Annotated in this window: 19 protein-coding genes; all 19 read left to right on the forward strand. The window is 40.4% G+C overall.

The window, feature by feature from the left end; genetic code table 11:
- Nucleotides 1–57 precede the first annotated feature (57 nt).
- Nucleotides 58–5,130: a hormogonium polysaccharide biosynthesis protein HpsA gene (gene hpsA / locus ACM5QX_RS18750; RefSeq protein WP_414754898.1), complete on the forward strand. Its 5,073-nt coding sequence runs from the start codon at nt 58–60 to the stop codon at nt 5,128–5,130.
- Between the two features lie 163 nt (nt 5,131–5,293).
- Nucleotides 5,294–5,980, forward strand: coding sequence for a hormogonium polysaccharide secretion pseudopilin HpsB (gene hpsB / locus ACM5QX_RS18755; RefSeq protein WP_414754899.1), 687 nt, complete (start codon nt 5,294–5,296; stop codon nt 5,978–5,980).
- 43 nt (nt 5,981–6,023) lie between these two features.
- Nucleotides 6,024–7,004, forward strand: a complete 981-nt coding sequence (gene hpsC, locus ACM5QX_RS18760; RefSeq protein ID WP_414754901.1) for a hormogonium polysaccharide secretion pseudopilin HpsC — start codon at nt 6,024–6,026, stop codon at nt 7,002–7,004.
- A gap of 38 nt (nt 7,005–7,042) precedes the next feature.
- Nucleotides 7,043–7,720: a type IV pilin protein gene (locus ACM5QX_RS18765; RefSeq protein ID WP_414754902.1), complete on the forward strand. Its 678-nt coding sequence runs from the start codon at nt 7,043–7,045 to the stop codon at nt 7,718–7,720.
- A gap of 388 nt (nt 7,721–8,108) precedes the next feature.
- The gene (hpsE, locus tag ACM5QX_RS18770) at nt 8,109–9,080 is read left to right on the forward strand and encodes a hormogonium polysaccharide biosynthesis glycosyltransferase HpsE (RefSeq protein WP_414754903.1); all 972 of its coding nucleotides are present in this window, start codon (nt 8,109–8,111) and stop codon (nt 9,078–9,080) included.
- 17 nt (nt 9,081–9,097) lie between these two features.
- Nucleotides 9,098–10,105 (forward strand): hormogonium polysaccharide biosynthesis glycosyltransferase HpsE, encoded by a 1,008-nt coding sequence (gene hpsE / locus ACM5QX_RS18775; protein ID WP_414754904.1) that lies wholly within the window; start codon nt 9,098–9,100, stop codon nt 10,103–10,105.
- On the forward strand, nt 10,098–11,099 hold the full coding sequence (locus ACM5QX_RS18780) for a glycosyltransferase family 2 protein (RefSeq protein ID WP_414754905.1): 1,002 nt from the start codon (nt 10,098–10,100) through the stop codon (nt 11,097–11,099). The genes hpsE (ACM5QX_RS18775) and ACM5QX_RS18780 overlap by 8 nt, the downstream gene beginning before the upstream one ends.
- Nucleotides 11,100–11,121: 22 nt before the next feature.
- Complete coding sequence (locus ACM5QX_RS18785) at nt 11,122–11,679, forward strand: GspH/FimT family pseudopilin (RefSeq protein ID WP_414754906.1); 558 nt, start codon at nt 11,122–11,124, stop codon at nt 11,677–11,679.
- A 32-nt stretch (nt 11,680–11,711) separates the two neighbouring features.
- Entirely contained in the window at nt 11,712–12,362 is a 651-nt protein-coding gene (locus tag ACM5QX_RS18790; RefSeq protein WP_414754907.1) for a TIGR04282 family arsenosugar biosynthesis glycosyltransferase, read from the forward strand.
- A 249-nt stretch (nt 12,363–12,611) separates the two neighbouring features.
- Nucleotides 12,612–13,454, forward strand: coding sequence for an HpsJ family protein (locus ACM5QX_RS18795; protein ID WP_011317161.1), 843 nt, complete (start codon nt 12,612–12,614; stop codon nt 13,452–13,454).
- A 144-nt stretch (nt 13,455–13,598) separates the two neighbouring features.
- Nucleotides 13,599–14,495, forward strand: coding sequence for a glycosyltransferase family 2 protein (locus ACM5QX_RS18800; protein WP_414754908.1), 897 nt, complete (start codon nt 13,599–13,601; stop codon nt 14,493–14,495).
- A 442-nt stretch (nt 14,496–14,937) separates the two neighbouring features.
- A complete protein-coding gene (locus ACM5QX_RS18805) occupies nt 14,938–15,690 on the forward strand; it encodes a DUF502 domain-containing protein (RefSeq protein WP_414754909.1) in 753 nt (250 codons plus the stop codon).
- Nucleotides 15,691–15,878: 188 nt separating this feature from the next.
- Entirely contained in the window at nt 15,879–16,514 is a 636-nt protein-coding gene (nusB, locus tag ACM5QX_RS18810; protein ID WP_011317164.1) for a transcription antitermination factor NusB, read from the forward strand.
- Between the two features lie 227 nt (nt 16,515–16,741).
- Entirely contained in the window at nt 16,742–18,382 is a 1,641-nt protein-coding gene (ftsY, locus tag ACM5QX_RS18815; protein ID WP_414754910.1) for a signal recognition particle-docking protein FtsY, read from the forward strand.
- 479 nt (nt 18,383–18,861) lie between these two features.
- Nucleotides 18,862–20,253, forward strand: a complete 1,392-nt coding sequence (locus ACM5QX_RS18820; protein ID WP_011317166.1) for a PP2C family protein-serine/threonine phosphatase — start codon at nt 18,862–18,864, stop codon at nt 20,251–20,253.
- Between the two features lie 123 nt (nt 20,254–20,376).
- Complete coding sequence (locus ACM5QX_RS18825; RefSeq protein ID WP_414754911.1) at nt 20,377–21,279, forward strand: cell division protein FtsX; 903 nt, start codon at nt 20,377–20,379, stop codon at nt 21,277–21,279.
- Between the two features lie 64 nt (nt 21,280–21,343).
- Nucleotides 21,344–22,159 carry a DUF3598 family protein gene (locus ACM5QX_RS18830; protein WP_414754912.1) on the forward strand — a complete coding sequence of 272 codons (816 nt, stop codon included), beginning with the start codon at nt 21,344–21,346 and terminating at the stop codon, nt 22,157–22,159.
- A gap of 75 nt (nt 22,160–22,234) precedes the next feature.
- Nucleotides 22,235–22,633 (forward strand): hypothetical protein, encoded by a 399-nt coding sequence (locus tag ACM5QX_RS18835; RefSeq protein WP_414754913.1) that lies wholly within the window; start codon nt 22,235–22,237, stop codon nt 22,631–22,633.
- A 77-nt stretch (nt 22,634–22,710) separates the two neighbouring features.
- Nucleotides 22,711–23,316, forward strand: coding sequence for a dephospho-CoA kinase (gene coaE, locus ACM5QX_RS18840; protein WP_414754914.1), 606 nt, complete (start codon nt 22,711–22,713; stop codon nt 23,314–23,316).
- The last annotated feature ends 35 nt before the right edge of the window (nt 23,317–23,351 follow it).

The following is a 23,351-nucleotide window of genomic DNA, read 5'->3' on the forward strand; positions in this document are numbered from 1 at the left end:
ATTGTCGATTGCAAAAAAAGAGAAGTTTGTAGCAAATAACTTGACAGGAAAGCAGCCATGACTATAAAACGCCAGCTAGTCAAGACAATCAAAAAAACAGCAAAATTACTTAAAAAAAATCCTTTATCGACTTTCAAAAGACAAATTAATAAACTGCTACGAACTTTTTTTGTGAATCGCAAAAGACGAGGTGCAGTGAATGCTGGCTTTGTGTTGCCAACTGTGGCAATGGTCGCTTTAGTAGTTGTTCTACTAACTACAGCAATTTTATTCAGGTCTTTTGAGCGAGCAAAAAATGCCAGTAATGTCAGAGTTAACGAAGTTGTTCTGAATGCTGCTACACCAGCTTTAGATCGTGCTAGGGCAAAAATGGATGCCTTATTTGAAGATCCTACCCTACCAAGAGGAACTCCTTCTGATAACTCTTTGTATGAAGCTTTAAAACGAACAAGATATACACTAGGTGACGAAACCCGCTTAAAGTTAGGCTTTGATATAGACAACAGTAGTAGTATTTCTCAGCCAACTAGTAGCACAGCATTAGAAAACGACGAAACATTAAAAACAGCCTGGAAGTATGGCGTTGATACTGATAATAATGGTTTGAAAGATACTATTACTCTTTATGGTATATTTTTCCGTTCACCTAGCAGAGATTCTACATCAGGGTTATTTAGTCGTGAAAGAAACCCTTTAGAAGCTAGAACTCCACCTATGGATAATAGTACAACAAACCAGGCCTGTACTGGCGCAACGGGTTTTGCTAATTTGGTGGGTAACTCTAGTTGGTATAGATTAAACAGTGGCAATTTGGGTAAAAGCTTCTTTGTTTATGTTGTTAATGTGCCAATTACCGACATTGGCAGTCTTAGCACATCAGAATATGAAACTTACAAGGGAAATAAGGGTGTTGTTGCATTAGAACTTCAACAAGACCGTAATCGTGTTCCTCTACCAAATAACGCAGTTTGGTTTGAAAATGACCTGGAAGTAGTAGTTGGTAGTACCAATTTAAGATTGAACGGTAGAGTTCACACAAATGGTAACTTGCTAGTTGCTGAAACTGATGGTGGTGACATAACTTTCCGGCAAGTTAGCAGTAAAACATCCTGTTTTTACAATCAGGAAAATGGACAAATCATCGTTGGCGGTAACGTCAAGAATGGTAGTTTTAGTCAGGCCAGTAGCGCTAATATTGCTGTTGATTTATATAGAGGTTTCAATAACGGTATTTCTACTGCCAACATTAGTGATAGTAACAAATCCACAAATGCGGCTAAAACTACTGGTAACATCGAATTCAATGATGCAGCATTTAATGAGCGTATCAGTGTAATGAAAACAAGTGCGATCGCACTATGTTCAACCTGTAATAGTGCAACTACTACAAGTGCCTTAAAAACTGCTGTTGCAGGCAGTACTTACCCAGAAGAGGTTAGAAATAACGTTGAAGGTAAAGTCCAAACCAGTGATGATCTGGAAACAGCCAAAACGACTTTATACAACGAAATAGAAATTTATTTGCGGAATCGCACCCGCCGAGTCCCCTTTGCAGAAGTCCCCAGTTCTACAGGATTAGTCACAGCAACAGACGGATACCCTACAAGTATTAATATTGGTGATACCACTATTGGCGATACTCTTGCGCCTCCAGCAACTTGGCGAGAACCAATTAACTCCAGTAACCAGTTAACTGGTGCTACCAGCATTTCGATTACTACAAATCAATTACCAGCCACAAATCCAAATGTGCAAAGGAAAGAAGGCATTCAAACTGAGTTAGGCGATCGCGTTTTTGTTGGTAACAACCTTCCTGCTAAATGGGTACAAAATAATAAATATGTAGGCGCAGAAACAAACCAGTTAATTTTTTCCAGTGGCGCTACACCCCAGGCATGGACAAGAAATGGAACAGAAACCCAAACGCAAAGATGGCGTAATACTCAAATACAAGCACTAGCAGATTTAGGTATAGCTGACCGTGATGGCTTTTGGGAAGAAAATGCTTCCAAAACCCCTGTCAACGATTTGGATAGTGTAGGTGGTGTCAGGATCGTCACCGGGGCAGGACTTTATGTAGACGGGACTGGCACTCTAAATACAGGAACTGACGCAACAACTGGCCCATATTACCCCCGTGATACTAATTCCTTCTTATCGACTCCAACCGCAGGCCCTGGTGTCACTTTAGGAACTAATGATGTATTAGTTTGGCCAGATACTATGCCGATGTCCCGACCCGGAGAGACTCGCAAAGGCGATTTACTTATGCGGGCAACGGCTGTTTATCACTACAAAGTCAGCAATACTGGTAGTAATGATACTAATCGAGAACCCATCGCTTGTGTAAGTAGCTACTATGACCCCTCAGATGAAGTTGCCAATAAAAATAAAACAGGTCTAACTGTACCACCTGTACCACCTGCCACCACACCTACGACTGTCAACTTACCTTGGAACTCCGCAACTGGAGGTAAATCGAACAATGGTATTGTGTACAGTTATCCCTCAGGTGGAAGAGGAACGTTTTTCAACACTCATAAAGCCCGTCTGGAACGACAAGCTAACTTGAAATTCCCTAATGGACGTTGGGCTAATAAGCCTTTACGCGACGCGATCATCAAAATGAAAGGAAGTGGCACTTCACTACCAAGTACGGTACCTACTAGTGGTTTGCAATTATCAGATTATTCAGCCATTGATACAGCTCTGTGTGCTATTTCCATTCTGACTGATGAAGCTGCTTTTGTTGCTACTCCCACTGATCTACCCAAGCACGGCGCAATCAGTGAATCTGCTTTTCTTGATGCTAGGGAAGTCAAGCAACTGAGTACATCCAGCTTACCAACTAGATACGAATTAGACCTAGAACAGCGTCAACCACTAGAAATTCGCGTAACGGACATTGACTTAAGCACAACTAATAGTATCGGTATAACCAACACAGCAATTACAACTAACGAATTCTTACTACCATACAGTGGTATCATCTACGCAACTAGAGATGATGGATTACGCGATCAAAGTGTTTCTTTTACCGAGGGAAACGTAAGTGAAGAATCAAACTCCAAATTACTCAGCCCTACAGACTTTAGACTAGATCCCACTCGTCGTCCCAATGGCATCCGCTTAATTAATGGGGGGACATTAGCTAGAACTACCACTAATGTTTACAATGCCAAAGAAAAAGGTTTGATTTTAGCAACAAACCTACCTGCTTATATTAAGGGTGACTTTAATTTGCATCGTACAAGTACCACTACTGGTATTGAAGAATTTACCCAAACAGAGCCAACTACTGGGACATACAATAGCGATAATTTCTACAACCGTAGTACTCGTAATGAAAGCTTTGCCTGCCGGAAGGATAGACCTGGTTGTACTTTACCTTCTGGTGATACTACTGGTGACTTTTGGCGGTCAGCCACAATCATTGCTGATTCCATGACATTACTGTCTAGCAATTTTGTGGATGGTGTACGGAGATTAGGTGATTACGACCTGAATAACAATAATGGCATCGTTGTGGAGGATGGCTTAACCCCTACAAGTTCATCAGCCACGTTAGCTACCCTAGATAGTAGGAGACTAAATCGTCTCAAGAATGGCTTTTGGGAAAATGGCTATGTGACTAGTGCATACTGGACTGACAGTTCTACTCCCAGAACAGGTGCTATTAGCTCTTATTTGGTAAATGGTGTAACTCCCATTCAGCGTCGAGTTGCTAATCATCCTTTATATGTGATGGAAATTTGTCGGAAATTGCCAGTTTCTGAATGTACCCCTGATGATTGGGTAGTTGGGTTTGATAGAAATGGAGATGGCGACTTAAATGACACCGCGTTGTTCGACGTTAATAGGGACGGAGTGGTAAATAGCAGCGATATTGAAAGGAACGTTAAGGCTTATCAATTGGGACAAGCAATAATTGCCTCTTACGGTTCTAATATTGCCAGCACAGATAACATACTACAGAATAGTGAATTAAGTTGGACAGCTAACTTCCCAAGTACTTCATTCCCGACTTCTGTAAACAACCGAAACATCAGGCGAAGATTAGGGGCTGGAGATACTGGAAATGATCTATTAGCTTTAGAAGGATCGATAGATCAAGATAGGCGTTTTCCTCGTCGCGTTGCATTTGCCCGCAATAATAGTAACAACTTGGTTCAACCCACCACAGGTATTTACCAACCTCTAGGAGTAGGTTGTCCTCTAGATACCACTGGTACTGCATATACAAATAATGGCTGTACTGGCACTAGTATCGGTTTAAGAGACAGCAATATTCGCTCTCTCTGGTTTAGAACTACCAATAGCACAACCAACCCAGGGGATATTGCACAAGCTGTATACGCAAGTGACAAACCACTTTTCTATTACCCTCCCATTGATGGAACAGATGCTGATAGCGACCCTGATTTAGATGGACAGCCTCTCCTAGTACCAGTTCTGCAAGTTCATGATGCTAGAAAAAATCCGCCTAATTTGAGAACAGATGCTACAGCAGTTGCTTCGGGTGATGACTTTAGAGGTAATTGGTTGCAAGAAGCAAGTAGTGATACAACAACATTTAATGCCACCTTTGTGATAGGGAATAGCCCTAGTAGAACAGAGGAACTCTCCGCAGGTTTACAAAACTTTGTCCGATTTTTGGAAAACTGGGGTAGTGCAACAGCCAAAATTAGCGGTAGCTTTATTCAATTGAACCGGAGCAGTTTCTCCACAGCACCTATTGCACCCATTTTCACGAATAGACAATCTAATACAGTGCTTGGAGGTTCTACAGCATTGGCTGCATCTAGTACATATAATCTCAGTTTGTTTGACTACGCATTAGACACTTACCCCACGGGAAATAGCAATGGTCTACTACCTTTCTACGATCCACCAACGAGAACTTGGGGTTTTGATGTGGCGTTATTGTCAGAGCAACCAGACTTGTTTGCACAAAGATTTACAGCACCGCCATTAGGTCGCCCGAATGAGTTCTTTAGAGAAATCGGCCGGGATGATCCTTGGGTGAAAATCCTACTCTGCGCTGGCGAACCAGGAACTGGAACAACTTACACAAGCGCTGTTCCCAGCCAATATCGCCCAAGTGACTGTCAAGCCATACCAAATGACTAAGTTTTGACAGTTGTAGGGTGGGCATCTTGCTTGCCCTACAAACTGTTTGTAGTAAGGACTTTAGTCCTTATTTTGAGGACTGAAGTCCTCACTACGAACTTAAACTAGCTCATTTCGCAAACATACAACAGCAGAAACTATTTGAAATATTTAGTAAATAGCCATGATAGAGAAACAAGTTAGGAAACACAGGATAAAGAGAGCAGCATCTTACTTGCGATCTAGTGAGCAGGGTTTCACGATTATTGAATCTTTAGTGGCAATACTTGTAGTGGGTATTTTATTAGTGGCGATCGCTCCCGTACTTTCCCTATCAGTTGCAACCCGTGTACAATCTCGACGAGTAGAATTAGCATCCCAAGCCGCTAGGTCATATATCGATGCAGTTAGAACTAAGCTTGTTGCAGTCCCATCAGGCCCAACCACTGCTACCACCCTATCAGCATTTGCTGCTCCTACAGCAACAGGAACATTGACTTGTACTGCTAATTCCTACTGTACAGCTCCTACTCCTCCTACAGGATCATCCTTATACTGTCTAGACCTAGATAATAGTGGTGGCTGCACAAACAATAGTGTAGCAGACATGATTGTTCACGCTTTTCGTCCTAATAACAATGATTCCACTCAAGGCTACGCTTTAGGAATTAGAGTTTATAGGGCAGATGCTTTTAGAACTAGCGCTACTCTGCTGAAAAATACTTCGACAACTAGAGCAACACAAAGGACATACACACCTGGTGGTGGTCAGCGTACAGCACCGCTCTTAGAAATGACAGCAGATATTAATGACACTATACCTAAATATAGCGACTTGTGCGCCCGTATTACAGGTGGTTGCACTAATTAAATGTTGATTGTCAAATATCAGTCAAGAAAAGGGAAGCTGCAATATGATAAGTTCATTAAAATTTCTCCTAAGTCTGCAATTAAAACACCTCAAAAATAGTCAAATAAATAAAGGATTTACCTTAATCGAGCTACTAGTAGCCATTATTTTGGCCGTATTAGTCATAACACCCTTGATGGGGTTTATGATTAGTGTGTTAGATAGCGATCGTAAAGAACAAGCAAAAGCTACTACTGAGCAAGAAATTCAAGCAGCATTAGATTACATGGCACGCGATTTACAGCAAGCTGTCTATATATATGATGCTGATGGAATAACTAGAGATAGGAATACTACTACTGTTACTAGTTCAGGAATTAGAGACCAAATACCGCCTGTTAAATCTGCGCCTAATTGTAGTCCCACTAGTGCTAGTAATACCAATGTTTGTACTCCCATACTAGTTTTTTGGAAACGGGAATTTGTCGCCAACAGTGTTGGTGTTGGTTCTGCAACTGACACGGTAAGAGATGATGGTTTTGCTTATTCGTTAGTAGCTTACTATTTAATCACTAATCCCAACGCCGCTAACTCTACATGGTCACCTTCCGCGAGGATTGGCAGATTTGAACTTCGCGGTTCAGTCAATGCTGCTTACTCCAACGCTACAGCAAATACAGGTTTTAATCCACCACCACTATCAGACACTTTCACTGGTTCTACACTTAAGGAAAAAATGAACCAATGGCAGACCGCACTCGGTGCATCAGGTAGTTATACTCAACGTGTAGAAACTTTAGTAGATTTTATTAGTACGACTAGCCCGGCAATTACTTGCCCTGCGCCAAAACTTGTAGGAAGCCCAACAAGTGGATTCTCAGCTTGTGTCGATTCCGCAGAAGTAGTAGCACAAGTTTATTTAAGAGGTAATGCTTTTGTTCGCCTAAACAATAACAATAATATTGCCTTTAACAATAATGTTGCTACTTATTTCCCCAACGGCAGCATTCGCGCCCAAGGTAGAGGATTTCTCTTTACTAAATAACTTTTATAACTCCTTTAGTTAATTCATCAAATAATAGTATGTACAGCGTAGCTTTATTAACTTCACAAAAATTTAATTGCAATCTTCTATTAGTAAGATTGCGACAGCGAAATCTGATAGAGAAGCGCTTTTATATACTTGAATCTAGGAAACTCGATGCAGGTTTCAGCTTGGTAGAAATGATCGCAGTTGTACTAATGATAGGTATATTAGCAGCGATCGCCCTACCCAGTTGGTCTGCTTATGTCAACCGCCAAAGGGTTACTAAAGCTAATGAGGTTGTTTTGTCTGCCATACAAGATGCACAAAGACAAGCTAAACAAAAAAAACTGAGCTACAGTGTCAGCTTCAAAACAGACAATAATATCCCGCAGCTTGCAGTTTATTCAGGTATAACACCAACTAACTGGCGTAATCTGGGTGAAGATTTAGACATTAAAACGGGGACAATGAGACTTGGCACAAACCTCAGTAACGTAAACACTGCTAGCACCTCTGTTACCTATGCAGCAAATTTTAATACTAGCGCCCCACAAACAATTACTTTCGACTACATGGGGACTTTAGCAAATGCAAACCTTGGTACACTACCTACAGGTTCAGATGAAGCACCTGGAATCAAAGTTGTTGTAGCAAATAACAACATCAAGCGCTGCGTCATCTTAAAAACTCTCTTAGGTGCAACACTTACTGATAAAGATGATAAATGCAATTAAACAGATATTGATGTAGCAATTTTTTTTAAAAAACTCCATATAAATACTGTACGATAAACTGCTCCTTCAACGCAAAATTGAAATATAGGGTGCAGATTTTAAGTTTTAGAATTCCAGGCTGCATATTTTATGGACTCCATTAATACCTAGAACGTGTAGCCCACAAGATTTTCATTTAAATTCGACAATCAACTTACTCAAAAATATAACTTGCAAGAGATGCCAAGAAGTCACAAAAATGTGTTTTTTATGACTTATGTTTACCATCTTTAAATTAAATATTTGCTCGTCATCAGTTATAGCCTAGCTTCAAATAAATTCGATCAAATATTTGACATCTTCCAGTCACCTCCAAACGACAAATAAATCCAAATAGAACTTGTGAAAAATGAGTAAAAACATTGATTTTACTGTAGCCATCCCCACTTATAATGGCGCAAATCGCTTACCTGAACTGTTAGAGAGGTTGCGAAATCAAATTAACACCGAGAATATTTCTTGGGAAATCATTGTTGTCGATAATAACAGCACCGATAACACAGCCCAAGTTGTACAACAGTATCAAGAAAACTGGCAATGTCCTTATCCTTTGAAATATTATTTTGAAGCTAAACAAGGTGCAGCCTATGCCAGAAAAAAAGGTGTTGAAGTTTCTTCAGGACAACTAATAGGTTTTTTAGATGATGATAACTATCCCACACCTACATGGGTAGCAGCAGCTTTTGATTTTGCTCAACAGCACCCCAAGGCAGGGGCTTATGGTAGCCAAATCCACCCAGATTGGGAAGTTGAACCACCAGAAGGATTTAAGTCCATAACTCCCTTTTTAGCAATTACAGAACGTGGAAATAAACCTCTATTTTATGACCCTAGAAAAAAACTCCTCCCACCTTCTGCTGGATTAGTTGTCCGTCGGGAAGCATGGTTAGAAAGTGTACCAGACCAGCCTATTTTAACTGGTAGAGTAACTGGTAATATGCTCACTGGTGAAGATTTAGAAATGCTATGTTATTTCCAGAAATCTGGATGGGAAGTTTGGTATAGTCCGGAAATGGAAATTTATCATAAAATCCCAGAATCTAGATTAAAAAAAGAGTATTTAATTCCCTTTTTTAGAGGTATTGGCCTCAGTCGATATGTCACTAGAATGACAAATCTTAAAACCTATCAAAAGCCATTTATCTTAATTGCTTACATGATAAATGATATTAGGAAGCTCATTTTACAATTACTTAAATATGGAGACAAGATAGAAAGTGATTTGGTGATAGCTTGCCAAACAGAACTTTTAATCAATAGCCTCATTAGTCCTTTTTATCTTTGGAGAAATGGCTATTTAAATAAAAGCAGCAAGTCATAACTATGATAATTTGATTCATGACACAAAAACCACAAAATTTCCGAGAACAACTAGACTTTACTGTAGCCATCCCCACATGGAATGGTGCAGAACGTTTACCACAAGTTTTAGATAGACTATTGACTCAAACTGGTATAGAGCATTTACATTGGGAAGTTATTATTATCGATAATAATAGTAGCGATCGCACACCTGAAGTAGTGAGTGATTACCAGAAAAAATTTACTCAATGTCAGTTGAAATATTTTCTTGAAACACAACAGGGATTAGCCTATGGAAGACTCAGAGCAATCAAGGAAGCTCAAGGTAAATTCATCGCTTTTTTAGATGATGACAACTTAGCAGCATCCGATTGGATTTTACAATCTTATAGTTTTGGTAAAGAACATCCTCAAGCAGGTGCATGGAGTGGCCAAATACATGGTGATTTTGAAGTAAAACCGCCAGAGGATTTTCCGCAAATCCAGTCTTTTCTAGCAGTTCGGGAACATGGAAAAAAAGCATATAAATTTGATGCTAAAAATCTAAAGCTACCACCAGGAGCTGCACTTGTTATTCGTAAACAAGCGTGGCTGGAAAGCGTACCCCAACAGTTAGTTTTTAAGGGAAGAATTGGGAATTTAATGGTTTCTGGAGAGGATACAGAAGTTCTCCTATATATATACAAATCTGGTTGGGAAATTTGGTACAACCCAAAAATGGAAATTTATCATAAAATTCCCCACTGGCGACTTGAAAAAAGTTACTTAATAAATATAGCCCGTGGTTGTGGGTTATGTATTTTTCAACTCAGATTAATAAATGCTAAACAAGGGCAATCACCAATGATTTTACTCAGAACAATTTTAGGCAATATACGCAGGTTATTTTGGCATATCATTAAGTATAATAAGAATTTAAATAGAAATATAGTTGCAATTGTTGAATTTAATTTTTATCTGGGTAGTCTTTTGAGTCCCTTGTATTCACTAATATTTTACTGTCAAAAAATAGCAAATAAAGACATGAGCTTCAATCATGACTGAATATTTTTTCAATTCACCGACAATTTCAGTAATTATTCCAGCTTATAATTGTGAAGCCACTATCAAAGAAACAATCGAATCAGTTTTAAGGCAATCTTTCAGTGATTTTGAACTAATAGTCATCAATGATGGCTCACAAGATAACACTTTAGATGTTGTTTCCCAAATACAAGATTCACGAATTAAGATATTTTCCTTTGAGAATGCTGGCGGAAATATTAGTCGAAATCGCGGACTGAATATTTCCCAGGGTAAGTTCATCAGTTTCTTAGATGCAGATGATATTTGGATGCCTGATAAGCTCAAATCTCAGTTGGAAGCTTTATATAAAAACCCTGGTTTTCATGTTGCTTATAGCTGGACTGATTATATTGATAAAGATGGTAATTTTTTAGCTTCAGGTAAACGCATCACTCTGAATGGCGATGTCTATCAAAAGTTATTGATTAACAATTTTTTAGAGAATGGTTCTAATCCTTTAATTCTCAGAGAGGCTTTAGTTGAACTGGAGGGATTCGATCAATCATTAAAAGCTGCTCAAGATTGGGATATGTGGCTGCGATTAGCAGAAAAATATTTTTTTGTATCTGTACCTATTGTACAAATCCTGTATCGAGTCAGTAGTAATTCTCTATCAACCAATCTTGTTAGACAAGAAAAATATTCCTTGCAAGTACTTGAGAAAGCTTATCAAGCCAGACCTACAATTGGTAAGCATCTTTTGCATTTAAGTATAGCCAATATTTATAAATATCTGACTTGTAAAGCCTTACAAAAGCCATATTCTCGACATAATGGTTTGACTGCTATTAAATTTCTGTGGAAATATTTTCTTTATGATTCTGCTAGACAAAAAAGAATTAGCGCTACATTCAAACTTTTCTTAAAGTCTGTGATCATTATGATATTACCTCCTGGCGTATCTACGTTATTACTAACACAAGTAAAGAAAAAATCCCCAAAACCGGAACTATCAATCATTTCAGGCAGTTAAAATCTGCTTAAAATATATCAAGGTGCTTCTACTACATCTAATTAATAAAAAGAATTTCCTAGAGTGTCATTCTCATCGGGGTTATACACTTCCAGAAATATTGGCAGTTATTCTCATGGTTGGGATACTAGCATCTTTGACACTACCTTACTGGTTAACTTTTATAGATACTCAACGCCTCAACAAAGCTCAAAACGAAGTTTATAATGCTATGCGACAAGCCCAAAGCCAGGCTAGTAAGGAAAAATTGACTTGGCAAGCCAGTTTCCGCGAGCAAAATGGTATGGTTCAATGGGCAGTTCATCCCGCTAGTGTCAGCCCTACTAATGCTAATTGGAATAATCTAGATTCTCGTGTGCGTTTAGATGGAGAAACGACTTTACAGCAATCAAATGGTGTGAGGCGAATTCAATTTGATTATCAAGGAAGCGTTAAACAACCACCTCTAGGCAGGATTACTTTATCCAGTCAGTCTAGAGATAGGATTAAGCGCTGTGTCTATGTTTCGACAATTTTAGGAGCAATGCGTACAGCAAAAGAGCGTAATAGGGCTAATAGCGGTGGTGACTATTGCTATTAAGATATTTTTAATTAGCTTAAACAAGGTATTGTGTGCTGAAATCATCGGAAACTTTACAACAGCACTTAATTATTTTTACGCGCTATCCAGAACCGGGGAAAACAAAAACCAGATTGATACCTGCTTTGGGTAGTATTGGTGCTGCCAACCTGCAACGGCAAATGACTGAATACACATTATTTCAAGTCAAGCAACTGCAAAAGTTAATTAACATATCTTTAGAAATGCGGTTTGCAGGAGGTGACTTGCAACTTATGCAAGATTGGCTTGGCGCTGACTTGGTTTACCAGTCTCAAGGTGATGGAGATTTGGGTTCACGGATGGCGCGATCGCTGTATGATTCCTTTCAAGGTCAGGCAAAGCAAGTTGTCATTATCGGTACCGACTGTCCTGGACTAAATTCTCAGATTCTTGCTCAAGCTTTTGAACAAATTTATACAGTTGACTTAGTGCTTGGCCCAGCCATTGATGGTGGTTACTACTTAATTGCTTTACGCCGCTTCATCCCCGAATTATTTGCCAATATCGAGTGGGGAACTTCGCAAGTATTACAGCAAACTGTGGATATTGCTCATAAACTTAACCTCTCATATCATCACTTACCACCGTTGGCTGACGTTGATAGACCAGATGATCTAACCATTTGGCAACGAATTTGGGAAACAGAAGTTAAGATGATGTAGGTCAATGTATCTCATTTGTTCTTGTATTATATAATACCTGATAATTTTAATCCCACTCTAGAAAACTGATGCCAATGTGGAGCAGTTTCCAACCCAGGGGTAAAAATTTTGTAACATGGTGGCATTGCGTTTTATTTCATATATATGGGTAGATTCATATAACAAGCAAGGTTACGGGAACGATATTCAAGTAACTTTAAAGAGGACAATCACTCAATCTAAACTCAGTACATACCAATTTGAAAAACTATGGTTAACCGCTTTGCTGCTGTAAATGCCTCCCTTATCCTCAAAATTGTGGGGATAGTCTTAATTGTCTCGTTTTTGCTAGATTTTCTGATTCTGTTATTGCCATTCCAACCCACAGACAGGTTATGGCAAATTAACCTAGCAACAGCGTTAGTTGACCGGGGTATTGTCCCTTTGGTTGGCTTGGGAGCATTGTTTACTGGCTATTGGATGGACAGTGCTAGCGATGGTGGCCCAAGAGGGTTTGATTTAAGATTTCCCGTTTTAATACTCTCCAGCCTTTTGGGTTTAATGTTCCTGCTGATTTTTCCCTTACATCTTAATAATGTGAGACAAGCCAGCGTACAAACAGTAAACCAAATCAATCAAGAGGCAGACCAGGCAGAAAACCAACTCAAAAATCAGTTAGCTCAATTTCAAGCCCAAGCCAATACCGAGCAAGGAAAGGCTCAATTAGAGCAATTGCGTACCCAAGCCAAAGCTCAATTCACTGAACTGTTACGAGATGATCAAAAATATCAACAAGCTTTAAATAATTCCCAACTTCCAGCAGCGCAGAAAGAATTACTCAAGAAATTTAAAGCCAATCCTCAAGAATTAGATCAGTTTATTGCCCAGCAAACAGATCCTCAAGGACTGGCTAATCAAAGATTGAACCAAATTCGCCAGCGAAAAGAAGACGCTGCGAAGCAAGCTAGAGATAATGCGTGGAAATCTGGACTGCGAATTGGGATTAGCAGTTTAATCTTGTCTATTGGCTACATCATTATTGGTTGGTCAGGACTCAGAGCTAGTGGTGCTTTTCAAGGTGGTGGACGTAAGGGTAAAGTACCTGCACGTTAATTTCAGGTAGGGCTAGGCAGTGCTTGTTACTTAGCACTCTTAGCCCTGAGTTAGCCGTAGGGTAAAAGACCTATGGACAGTTGAGAATCATTTCTGGAAATGAAAGATACCTAGCATTTAGCAAAATTACTGTAAGACTGGGCAATGTTTTCTATTTACATATTGACTTATAACGAAGAACTAGATATTGCAGGTTGTATAGAATCAGCGATGTTATCGGATGACATCATCGTTGTAGATTCATGTAGTAGCGATCGCACCGTAGAAATCGCCAATCGTTATCCCATTCGTGTTGTGCAGCACGCCTTTGAAAGCCACGGTCGCCAACGAACCTGGATGCTAGAGTCTCTCCCACCGAAACACCAATGGGTATATATTCTCGAAGCTGATGAGCGGATGACACCGGAGTTATTTGCCGAGTGTGAACAAGCAATTACAACTTCCAAATACATTGGTTACTACGTTGCTGAACGGGTGATGTTCATGAACCGATGGATTCGCCATAGCACTCAATATCCCCGTTATCAGATGCGTTTGTTCCGACATGGTAAAGTTTGGTTTACCGACTACGGACATACAGAACGAGAAGTTTGTGAAGGTGCTACCAGCTTTCTCAAAGAAACCTATCCTCACTACACTTGCAGCAAGGGTTTGAGCCGTTGGATTGAAAAACATAACCGTTATTCTACGGATGAAGCGAAAGAGACTTTATATCAATTAGAAAATGGCAAGGTTGACTGGCGAGATTTATTGTTTGGTAAATCGGAAGTTGCTAGGCGGCGTGCGTTAAAAGACTTATCTCTACGACTACCAGCTAGACCTTTGTTACGTTTTCTATATATGTACTTTCTTTTAGGCGGTTGTCTAGATGGACGTGCAGGAATGGCTTGGTGTACATTACAAGCTTTTTATGAATACCTAATTTTGTTGAAAGCCTGGGAAATGAAATATCTACCCATCCCTAGTTTAGAACCAGAGATAGTTTCTAGCAGCGACAGCAAACAGGAAGCCGCAAGAGAGGAACTAGGTTCGAGGGATTAAATGCTAGAGTAATGATTTCATCTAGCTTAAAACTGACATAATTCTTAAGCTCACAAATAATAGGTTAAAATTTATAAAAATATATTTTCATAAACATCACTAGAGTTTAGTTGTTGTAAATTGAAAGCATATCGTTCTCATCAATTTACTGGACTTGTTTTTACAGTCATGTCAGCTTTCAACATATCGCGGTAGGATTGTAATAACTAAGAAATTAGCAACAATCATTTACAAGTTGTACAAAGAAAAGTAAAGTCCTGACAGACAAACTAGTTTTTGTGCTACTTGGAATCTGCTTATGTAGATAAGTATCGAAGAAACCTATTTCCGAGTGAGTGCTGGGAAATGGCTTGGTTACAGTTACAATACTTGTCTTTGAGACAGAGAGTTGCAGTATAAAGGCTACAAGTTATATCTGAATTAATTAGACAAATTTACTGGAATGAGTACCAATAATGAAAGTTCCACTATCCTAAAAAAAGAGCATAAGGGCTTGGGCATTGACCGCTTAAAGCAGGACTTAAAGAATGACCTAATTGCTGGCTTGTTAGTGGTAATTCCCCTGGCAACCACTATCTGGTTAACAATTACCATTGCTAATTGGGTAATTGACTTTCTTACTCAAGTGCCTAAACAACTTAACCCTTTTGATGGACTACATCCCATAGCAGTAAATATACTTAATTTTGCAGTAGGTCTAGCTGTACCTCTACTAAGTATACTGATCATTGGGTTAATGGCTAGGAATATTGCTGGACGATGGTTGTTGGATTTTGGTGAACGATTATTACAGGCGATTCCTTTAGCTGGGCAGGTGTATAAAACCCTCAAGCAGCTTTTGGAAACACTACTAAAAGACTCTAATGGGAAATTTCGGAGAGTCATTCTAATAGAATATCCCCGCCGAGGGATATGGGCGATCGCCTTTGTTACAGGTGTGATTAGTAGTGAAATTCAATCTCAAATGCCTCGTCCAATGTTGAGTGTGTTTATTCCCACCACACCAAACCCGACTACAGGCTGGTATGCCGTAGTCCCAGAAGACGAAGTAGTTAACCTTTCTATGTCCGTAGAGGATGCTTTCAAAGTGGTGGTCTCTGGTGGCATTGTTGCGCCGAACCCCGTTCTAACCAACCTAGACTTAATCCAAGAGCATAAAATAGAAAAATCCCTGCAAGAGATGAAGCAGATATAGAACAATAGGGGTAGGAGAGAAAATTCTGACCCTATTACTGTTACCGGCAACTCAGCAATCACCGCTAAATAAATCTAAAAAAATCCGGTAACTTCGTACCTAATACAGATAAGATGGTTGTCTGGCTTTGTCAAAATTGAATAATTTGTCACCCAGCAATTAAATTACTACTGAAATATTTAACTATTATGCAAGACCGTAAACCCCAGCAAATCGCTCGTGAACTGGCACTTTTAAGTCTGAGTCAGTTACCACTAAACCCCAAAAAATTAACCGAAGAACACCTGCCGAAGCTAGTATTGGCTACAGTACGTACCTTGAGAGCAGAAGTACAAGATACCTTGGATAATGCGGCCGCTGAATTGCAACGTAGTAACGATCGCCTGCTAACTAGTCAAACACGGGCTTCAGACTTAAACACTGCCCGTAATATGCTGCAAGAAGCAATTTCCCATACACAAACAGCCATCAATCAGCTAGGTGCATCTGTTGAGTTTCCTGAATTAATTCAGCTGGCAAATCAAGATAAGGAAGTAGGCAGATATGCCATCAAACTTGTCAAAATCATCAATGAAGAACGCGGCATGATTGATGAACAAATTACCTCAGCCCTAGTTGATTGGCAAGTTACTCGCCTAGCACAAATCGACCGTGATATTCTTCGCATTGCCGTAGCAGAAATGATGTTCTTGAATCTGCCCAACAGCGTCGCCATCAACGAAGCTGTAGAGTTAGCTAAACGTTACAGTGGCGATGAAGGTCATCGTTTCATTAACGGTGTACTACGCCGAGTCTCAGACCAAAAAAAGGCGCTGAGTGTTTAGTGCTATCAAGCCCTGTGGCTATAGCTGTGCGGAGAACAGTATTGGCGTGTGTAGCTGGTGTTGAGTCAGATTTAATTTAACTCTTCTACTACCCAGTCACTGATCCCTGAGCGAAAAATCCGACTTTTAGAGGTGAGGATAACCAGGAGGTTTACCACTAGTTAGGAGTCCACAGTTAAATTAAACTTATAACTCATAACTCGTAACAACTATCACCGCTAGCTGCAATGGTTTTTAATTGGTTCCGTCGTCAAACTGACGATTCCTCGGATAGCCCCTCGGAAAAACAACAACCAGAAACATCTCCAGTCACAGAATCTCAAGTAGAACCAGAAGCAACGTCAACTCCTGCTGCGACTGTCCCAGACTCGACAGCAGATTTATTGGCGTTCGCAAAGGCCGCTTACAAAAATATTCAAGAGAAACAAAAATCCCAGGAAGTAGAAGCGACACCGGAATCAGTAGATGCCGAAACGCCTGTACAAACAACTGGCGTGGAAGAGGAGGAAACTGCTGATAAGGAAAATCTAGAATTACTAGTAGCGAATACTACCTCAGTTGAGGTTGTAGAAAATATCCCAACTCCCGTGATGGAAGCGGAAGTAGCTAATCAAGAAGAGCAGGAGGTAACTTCGGCTACACAAGAAGATGTAGGAATCGACATAGAACCAATAGAACCAGTAGCAGTATCGGAACCAACACCAACGCCTACATTATCATTCTTAGAACGAGCAGCCGCAGAACGGGAAGCTAGGCAAGAACGATTAATCGCCAATGCGATTGAAGTACCGGAACCCGAAGTAGTCAAGCCAGTAGCAGCTAATACTTCATCAGAAACAGCCCCAGAAATTGCTGGGCTATCCTTTGATGAAGGCTTTGTTTGGTCAGCAGAGGTATTGGCAGCCCAGGGAAGACGACCAGAAGATATATCGATTGAAGAAATTACTTGGCTGAAAAAGCTACGACAAGGATTAGACAAAACCCGTCGGAGTATTCTTAACCAACTCAAAGCAATTGTTGGACAAGGGCCGCTCAATCAAGCAGCTGTAGGAGAAATAGAAGCTTTACTTCTGCAAGCTGATGTGGGTGTAGAAGCAACCGACTATATTATTAGTTCACTCCAGAAAAAACTGCGGGAAGAAGTCACTCCACCAGAAGAAGCGATCGCTTACTTAAAACAAATCCTGCGGGATATGCTAGATGCACCCCTCAAAACATCCCACAAAGCCAGTTTTGCCCCAGATAAAGATAGCCTCAATATTTGGTTAATTACAGGAGTCAATGGTGCGGGAAAAACTACTACCATCGGTAAAATATCTCACCTCGCACAAAAATCAGGTTATCGATGCTTGATTGGTGCAGCAGATACATTCCGGGCGGCGGCAGTTGAACAAGTAAAAGTTTGGGGTAAAAGAAGCGGTGTAGAAGTAATCTCTAACCCTGGTAAAAATACAGATCCGGCCGCAGTGGTATTTGATGCGATCGCCGCAGCTCAAGCACGAAATACCGAATTGCTATTAGTAGATACAGCTGGGCGGCTGCAAAACAAGAAAAACTTAATGGATGAACTCAGTAAAATCCGCAGAATTATCGACAAAAAAGCCCCAGATGCCAAAATCGAATCCCTTTTGGTGTTAGATTCCACTTTAGGTCAAAACGGATTGCGACAAGCCGAAGTCTTCTCCCAAGCCGCTCAACTCAGTGGCGTAGTATTAACCAAGTTAGATGGTACAGCCAAAGGCGGCGTTGCTCTTGCTGTAGTGCAGCAGCTAGGCCTGCCCATCCGCTTTATTGGTGCTGGCGAAGGCATTGAAGACCTACGACCCTTTTCTAGCTACGAGTTTGTAGAAGCTCTCTTGAGTGGCTAAGAAGAAGAGCCAGGGGGCAGGGGGAGAAATGACTCCACGATTTTCGCCCAGTCCCCAATCTCCAGTCCCTATGATTCCTTTTTGCTAATCTAGTTAATTTTCGATAACATTACGGTTGTTATTTGCTAAAATTTCAATCTAATGCCGTCTTGATAGCGACCAAAGGAAGTTATTAGATGTAGCGTTGGCGATCTTGGATAGCAATTAAACAGCTTTCCTAAACTTATGACTACTTGAAGGTTGTCAGCAACCTTTAAGAAAACTTCATGTATTATCAGTAAATTGAAGTACATTCATGGAAATTCCTCTCCGAAGATAGAAATTTTCTCAGCAAATGTAATACTTATGTCGATTTAAGTCTTACGTCTTTATACTCTTGCAAAAGCGTTAAACTTTAACCCAATATGGTTTAGCGATCGCCAAATAGAAAATTTACTAATTGTCAATCTAAAATTAACCCCTTTCCAGTGCAATAACCTGTGCCTGTGCCTCAATTTTCCTCTCAACCCACGGACAACAATAATAGTGCTGCGACAGATGTCACACCAGTCGTAGCACTCAAAGAACTTGTGTCACGATTGCACCGGGAACAGAACAAAATCCAAGATTTGCTGAGTTCTTTAGGATTTGCCCTCAGAAGCTTCAATAATCTGAACCAGTTTTTGGAACTTATTCCTCTGATGGCAACAAGAGTGACGGATGCCGACGGTAGCGCGCTGTTTCTCTACAAACCGAATGGCCAAGTCAGATTAGAACAATTACATTGGCAAGACAGCCGTCAACGTAAGAATATCCGCAAAGCCTTAGAAACAGCTAGTAGCCAAATCACACTTTTGCCTAACACTGCACCTCTAGCTAACGCCACAGGAATGCTAGATGACCAGATGCACCGCTACCTGGGGCCAGATGTGCAAATCTTCGGCACGGCAATTTTAGTAAAGCACACAGAACGGGGATGGTTGTATGTATTAAGCCGCGATCCTGAGTATAGTTGGACAGAAACTAGACAAAAGTTAGTGCGGTTAGTTGCAGACCAAACCGCAGTGGCGATTGAAAACGACGAACTGGCCGTAGAACTGAGGAAAAAAGAACGTCTAGACCAAGAACTAGAAATTGGTGCAGAGATTCAAAGACGATTATTGCCGCGTCAGTGTCCTCACATTCCTGGTGTTAGTCTCGCAGCACGTTGTAGACCAGCCAATCGTGTTGGCGGAGATTATTATGATTTTATTCCCACTAATCAAAGCCAAATTCACCCATACACCAAACTTGGTCAAGATTCGGGTCGTTGGGGTTTGGTGATTGGTGATGTGATGGGTAAGGGCGTTCCTGCGGGTTTGATTATGACCATGATGCGAGGAATGTTACGGGGAGAAGTGTTACACGGTAACTCTCCGGCGGGGATTTTGCAGAATCTCAACCGAGTTATGTATGCGGATTTGGAAAATTCCCACCGCTTCATTACGCTATTTTACTCTGAGTATAATCCGCATAAACGAATTTTATCCTATAGCAATGCGGCACATAATCCCCCCTTGTGGTGGCACGCAGCTACAAAAAGTGTTACTCGCTTAGATACTCTGGGGATGTTAATTGGGCTGGATGCTAATAGCCAATACGAAGACGGTCATGCACAGTTAGAGCCTGGCGATACAGTTATTTATTATACAGATGGTTTGACGGATGCGGCTGCTGCCAGTGGCGATCGCTTCGATGAAGAAAACTTTGTTACTGCTTTCAGCACAGCTTGTCGGTACTGTAACGGCCCAGAGGAAATTGTCGATTATCTATTCGACCGAGTTCAGCAATTTATCGGTGCTGACAGGCAAAATAATGATGATATGACTTTAGTAGTCCTACAGATCGAATAATTGATCGAGTATAAAAGGGATTGGGGATTGGGGATTGGGGATTGGGGATTGGGCGAACATCTTGGAGCCATTTCTCCCCCTGCCCCCTGCTCTCTCCCCCTTTTCCTCCTATTAGGGTGAGTTGTGTTTAAATTTCTCACGAAACTTGACTATCTACTGAAGGAAACCTTCTTGGGTTTACTGCGCGGTGGTTGGATGAATTGGGCTGCTGTCAGTACTGTGACGGTGCTACTATTTCTATTTGGCTTGAGTTTGCAAACTTCTTGGCAAGTAGAAAAACTCCTCAATCAGTTTGGTAGCCAATTAGAAGTATCTGTTTATCTTGATTCTGGTGTGTCAGCACAAACTATTGAGCCGTTTGTGATCCAAATGCCGGATGTGGTAGGGATGCAAATCATTACTAAAGAGCAAGCCTGGACTAAATTAGTTAAAGAACTGAGAATTGCTGATATTGAAGGTGCAACACAACAGCTAGGGGAAAATCCTCTAGTAGATGAAATTAAGGTCAAAGCACGTAACTCTCAGTCTGTGCCGATTTTAGCGACTCAATTGGCTAAATTACAGGGAGTTGATACGGTTCAGTATGTCGATGAGGCAGTTAAACGCATCGCCCAGTTGCATCAAGGACTAAATTGGATGACGCTGACAATCACAGCTATCTTGACTTTAACAGCGATCGCTGTCACTACAACAACTATTCGTCTAATTGTGATGGCACGTCGGCGGGAAATTGAAATTATGCAGTTAGTGGGAGCAACTTCGGCCTGGATTTATCTACCGTTTATATTGCAGGGGATAGCTTTTGGTTTATTTGGTGGTGCGATCGCTTGGAGTTTTATATCCGTAATGCAACAGTTTACCGGGAAGTTACTCACCAATCAACCAGAATTTATTCAATTTATTAGCAATGGTTTACAACTGACGGCCACACAGGTTTTGCTACTACCTTTAATTTTATTGAGCTTTGGTGCAACAGTAGGATTAATGGGTAGCTTATTTGCTGTCAGACGTTTTGCCAAAAGTTAGTAGTCAGGACTAAACAAGCCTCAAAACTGATATGCTACTGAGCATTTAGTATTGATTACCTACTATGTCATCTCAGTGGGAACGTTTATTGCTTAATCTTGGTGAATGGCAAGGTTCATTTACTCGATTTTCAGCCCAAGGTCAACTTTTAAATGATATTCCGACGGTTGTTTCTTTGGCAGGATTAAATAACAATCAAACAGTCCGCCAGATTATTCGTCAAGAAAATACAGAAAAGATTCTAGAGTATAGTTCCTTAGCCAGAAGTGTACTGTTTTTTGAAAATGGTGCTTTTTCTCAAGGTTCAATTCAGTTAGCTCCGTTTTCGGAATTTGGTGCAGAATTAGGTTTAATTCATGAAAATCGCCGTCTGCGCTTGGTGCAGTTATTTGATAAAAACGGTCAGTTAGACCAAATTACTCTAATTCGTGAACATTTAGCAGGTACACCAGCAAAAGATCATCCACCCTTACAAATTGATGATTTATTGGGCGAATGGCAAGGTGAAGCAACAACAATTTATCCTGATTGGCGATCGCCTGATACTATTTCTACAAATCTCAAATTACAACTAGATGAAAATGGGCGCTTAATTCAAACCTTGAATTTTGCAGGACGCGCCATAACTTCCACTGCTACTATCAAAGGCTCAATCATTCTCTTTGATCAAGACCCAGAAAAACAGGTACAAGTATTACTATTACCTAATGGTGCTTCTGCTACTTCTTTGCTCAAAGTGCAAGTACGCCAAAGCTTTATTTTAGAAGTGGGTTGGTTAATTCAACCAAACTTACGCCAACGTATGGTTCGTAGGTATAGCGATAAAGGCGAATGGGTGAGTCTAACTTTAGTAACTGAACAACGAGTTAAAACTCATTAGTTGTGACATATTAAAATCCGAAACCGGGAAATATAAGTTTGTAGATCAGGTTATACAAACTTTAAGGAATTAAATATGAAAAGCTTAAATTGCAAACCTGCAAAACCTTTGTGGGGAATTTTGGCTACCCTCACAGGCGGGGCTTCTATGCTAACAGCTATAGTAGCATCACCTGTTGCTGCACTTGCCGCTACACCAGTATTTAGTTGTAGTGCTGAAGGTGTTTTTGTGGAAGTTTCCCGCCTCAACAATGGAACATTACGCTACGCTGCATATAATATTCCGACTACGCTACAACGTCCTGATCTCTTACTAGATGGTGGTACCGCTAGACGTAATGAAAACGGAGATGTAGTTTACAGATTTAGAAACAAAAATTATCTGTATGCTGCTGTGCAAGATACAGCTTATGGCAGAGTATTAGTTTATAAAAATAATCGACTCATTGCTACAAAATATTGTGGTGATGTTTAAGATTAATTCTTAACACCCTACGAAAAGCAAGCTACGTAATTCTTAATTTGTAATTACGTTACGCGCAAGTAAAACAGATGACTCAACGGATTATCGGCTTAACTGGAGGTATAGCGACAGGTAAAACCACTGTCGCTAATTATTTAGCTAGCGTTCATCATTTGCCAGTCTTCGATGCAGATATTTACGCTAGGGATGCAGTATCTTTGGGTTCGCCGATTCTGGATGCGATCGCTGGGCGTTATGGTAAAGAAATATTACTACCAGATGGCAGTCTCAATCGCCCAAAGCTGGGTGAGCTTATCTTTCAAAATCAAGATGAACGCCATTGGCTAGAGAGTTTAATACATCCTTATGTGCGCGATCGCTTCCTCAAAGCAATTGCTGAATCCACTTCCCCAATCTTGGTATTAGTCATCCCTTTGTTGATTGAAGTGCAGATGACTAATTTAGTCACGGAAATTTGGGTAGTAACTTGTTCGGAATCACAGCAGTTGCAAAGATTAATGGAGCGCAATCACTTAACTTTAGAACAAGCACAAGCCCGAATTAATAGTCAATTATCTCTAAAAGAAAAAGCAGCGATCGCAGATGTAGTTTTAGATAACTCTTCATCCTTAGAATCGCTGCTCAAACAAATAGATACTGCTCTTAATTTTGAATTTACGTCTAATGTGAATTAAAGAGAATGAGACTGGAAGGTGAGAACATCAATACC

It is taken from the genome of Anabaena sp. CCY 9910 (genome assembly GCF_963920875.1).
GTDB lineage: Bacteria > Cyanobacteriota > Cyanobacteriia > Cyanobacteriales > Nostocaceae > Trichormus > Trichormus variabilis.